Genomic DNA, 3,535 nt, shown 5'->3' with positions numbered 1-3,535 from the left:
TCTGATGCTGGCCTCCACTCCAGCCAGCATCTTGAATCACAAAACAGGCCTCGACGGAATCCCCTTCGATTCTGTCAAAGGCTGAACCGCTCTAGGTGGCTGCTTGAGTTGATTAGATCGCGTGCGGGCGAGTGTGCTGAGTTTGAGATCGGAGCCTGCGATGACAAGGGTCGTATCCATTTATCTTCCGGATCTGCCAACCGATCGAATACGGCGGGCCGATCCTTCCTTACCGCCTGAGCAGGCCATCGCGGTGATCGCGAAGTCCGGCTCGAAGCGCTGGGTCGCCGCCGCCGACGCCGCCGCCCGTAAGGTCGGCGTGCGGGTGGGAATGCCGGCCGCAAAGGCGCAGGCGATCTTCCGCGACCTGATGATGGTCGATGCCAATCCCGCTGCGGATGCCTCCGCTTTGGAGCGGATCGCTCTCTGGGCGCTGACCGTGTACTCGCCGATCGTGGCCGTCGACGGGACGGACGGGATCGTTATGGACACGGAAGGTGCCGACCACCTGCAGGGCGGGGAGCAGCCAATGCTGGAAAAAGTCGCCAACCAATTCCGCGCGAAGGGCCTGACGGCGCGCGTCGCAATCGCCGACACCTGGGGCGCGGCGCATGCCTGCGCGCGGGCGATCACGCGGGAGACCGTCATCGTTCCGAAGGGCGAGATCTTCCGGGCCGTCGAGAGGCTTCCTTTGTCGCTACTGCGGCTGCCGGACAAGATCGTCGGCGATCTCCGGACGCTGGGCTTTCAGTCGATCGGCGAGCTCGCCAACACCGCGCGAGCGCCGCTCGCTCTCCGCTTCGGCCCGGAGATTGGGCGTCGCCTCGATCAGATGTTCGGCCGAATGTCCGAGCCGGTCGAGCTGGTCCGCGCGCCGGAATGGATCGAGGTCTCCCGCGCGTTCGCAGAACCCATCGGTGCGGCCGAGACGATCAACAAATATGTCGGGAGGCTGGTCGTCCAGCTCGTCGGCGAGCTCCAGCGCCGGGGTCTTGGAGTCCGGCGAACCGACCTTTTGGTGGAGAAGGTCGATGGCACGCGCCAGGCAATCCGTGCGGGCACCGCGAAGCCTGCGCGCGACGTCGCCTGGCTGACCAAGCTCTTCAAGGATCGCACCGAGAAGATCGAGCCGGGGTGGGGTATCGAGAAGCTGACGCTCGTCGCGGTCGTGACGCAGCCTCTCGACGAGGAGCAGCGCTCGTCGTCGTTGGTGGAGGAGGAGACGACCGACATCACGCCGCTCATCGACATCCTCGGCAACCGCGGCCATCGCGCTGACCCCCGACCATCCGCCTCGCGCAATCACCTGGCGCGGAAGGCGGCATGCGGTTATCGTCCACGTCGCGGGCGTCGTCGTCGAGCTTCGCGCGGACTCGCTCCACCTCTTCGTCGGTCGCCTCGACCGGCTGGCTGGAATCATCGGGAAGGCCGGGACCGCTCTGCGCGATGGAGGCATCCTTGGGGCGGTCGTTCAGGCCGTCTGTGATCTTGGACATTTGGGGTCTCCTTCAAGACCCTAACTACGGCCGGGATGGATTGTTCGGCGGCCTCTGAAAAAGAAAGAGGGGTCACTCGAGCGGGCCCCACGGAAAACCTTCGGCTTTGTCTCTTGCCGGTCACCGACCCATCGTCGTTTGAACGAAAGGCGGAGGGATCACATGGCACAGGACAGCAGGCTGCTCGGATCTTTTCGACATGGCTTCGCTCCACCCGGAGCCGAAGTGACGACGGCAAGACGCGAAGCGGCGAGGGAAGTCATGCGCGCGTTCGAGGACGGCCCGAGCCTCGAACGCTTCCCACTTCTGCGCGATGCCGCTCTCGTGCTTGCGGACGTGTTCTACCTGATCCGTAAGCAGCAGAAGCCGGAGTGGTTCTACACTTCCGGAACGATGTCCCATCCGACCCCCCACATCGCGCGAGGCCTCAGAAGGGCTTTCGAACAGATCGCATCTGCGTGCGACCGGCGGGACGTCGGGAAGGTGGTCGAGCGCTTGAACGCTATGCGAGTTGCTCCGACCAGGCTCGAGAACTTCCTCGCCGCAACACGGGCTCGCGATCCGATCCAGTCCTTCGACGACGCCAGGTGGATATACCTCGTCCGAAACAAGACGGAATGGGGCGTCGTCAATCTTGGAGAAATCGACGGTCGCGTGCAGGAAGCCCTTCTCGAACTGGAAGAACTCAGTCCGCATTTCGGGAAGTACAACCTCACGGCTGCGTGGAGAGTTCATGATCTTCGGGCAGGGTATGCGATCGCGGCCTTGGCGCTGCAACCTTGGTTCATCCAGACCGACTTCTACGACTTCAGAGATTTCGATCACCTCGCCGACATGCGTAAGAAGGTGACCAATGCATTGCAGGACTACCGCCTGCTGGACGGCAGTCCCCCGTACGTATCGTCGTCATGGTCTTCTGAGTTCTTCAGAAACCACACCATGCGACTTGAACTCGATCCCATGTCAGTCGACGATGAAGACCATGAGGCAGGGCCGGGATTCGAACTGACCTGCCACTGAGAATTTCCTCCAGAATGGATTAGATTCCGGCCCAATAAAGGACGGACGAATGAAGAAGCAGCGATTTACGGAAGAGCGGATTATTGCGGTGCTGAAGGAGCAGGAGGCAGGCATGAAGGTGGCCGACCTGTGCCGCAAGTATGGGATTTCGGACGCAACATTTTATAACTGGAAAGCCAAATACGGCGGTATGGAGGTGTCCGAGGCGAAGCGCCTGAAGGCACTCGAAGAAGAGAACGCCAAGCTTAAGAAGCTGTTGGCCGAGCAGATGCTCGATGCCGCCGCACTCCGCGAGCTTCTCGCAAAAAAATGGTAGGGCCTGCCGCCAAGCGTGACGCCGTTGCACATCTGAAGGACATAATGGGTCTTTCGGAGCGGCGGGCCTGCCAGATTGTGTCTGCTGATCGCAAGATGATCCGCTATCGGTCCTGCCGACCGCCGGAGGTCGAATTGCGGGCGAAGCTGCGCGACCTTGCCAACGAGCGACGGCGCTTCGGCTACCGACGGCTGTTCGTCCTGCTCAGGCGGGACGGAGAGCCATCCGGCGTCAACCGCATCTATCGGCTGTATCGCGAGGAAGGGCTTTCGGTTCGCAAGCGGAAGGCTCGACGAAGGGCCGTCGGCACGCGTGCGCCGATCCTGGTCGAGGCGAAAGCAAATGCCCGTTGGTCTCTCGATTTCGTGCACGACCAGTTTGCATGCGGGAGACGGTTCCGGATTCTCAATATCGTTGATGATGTGACGCGGGAATGCCTGGCAGCAATCCCGGACACCACAATCTCCGGCCGCCGTGTCGCACGGGAGCTGACGACACTGATCGAACGACGCGGCAAGCCAGGAATGATTGTCTCCGATAACGGCACGGAACTCACCTCGAATGCCATCCTGGCCTGGTCGAAGGATCACAAGGTTGAGTGGCACTATTGGCCTGCCCCCTGAAAAGTGGTCCTCCCTGAAGTAGGCTATTGAGCCGTTGGAGAGGACGTTGGAATGCCCCAGAAGAAGCATAAGCCCGAAGA

General features: G+C 61.6%; 1 protein-coding gene and 3 pseudogenes. All 4 read left to right on the top strand.

Annotation, left to right across the window (positions count from 1 at the left end; translation table 11 throughout):
* Nucleotides 1–93: 93 nt before the first annotated feature.
* Nucleotides 94–240, top strand: a pseudogene (locus tag FHS76_RS22965) (damage-inducible mutagenesis protein); the annotation flags it as partial.
* A gap of 13 nt (nucleotides 241–253) precedes the next feature.
* A pseudogene (locus FHS76_RS22325) lies at nucleotides 254–1,273 on the top strand (Y-family DNA polymerase); the annotation flags it as partial.
* Nucleotides 1,274–1,658: 385 nt separating this feature from the next.
* Complete coding sequence (locus tag FHS76_RS22320; protein ID WP_183658506.1) at nucleotides 1,659–2,516, top strand: hypothetical protein; 858 nt, start codon at nucleotides 1,659–1,661, stop codon at nucleotides 2,514–2,516.
* Nucleotides 2,517–2,565: 49 nt separating this feature from the next.
* Nucleotides 2,566–3,440, top strand: a pseudogene (locus FHS76_RS22315) (IS3 family transposase); the annotation flags it as partial.
* Nucleotides 3,441–3,535: the final 95 nt, after the last annotated feature.

Origin of the sequence: Brucella daejeonensis (assembly GCF_014199265.1) — a bacterium.
GTDB lineage: Bacteria > Pseudomonadota > Alphaproteobacteria > Rhizobiales > Rhizobiaceae > Brucella > Brucella daejeonensis.
The sequence above is the reverse complement of the archived record's forward strand: the minus strand, read 5'-3'. Positions and strand labels throughout refer to the sequence as shown.

What these genes read in the sequence shown, in the direction of transcription:
- FHS76_RS22320 (WP_183658506.1), top strand. Translation starts at nt 1,659, where the DNA reads ATGGCACAGGACAGCAGGCTGCTCGGATCTTTTCGACATGGCTTCGCT.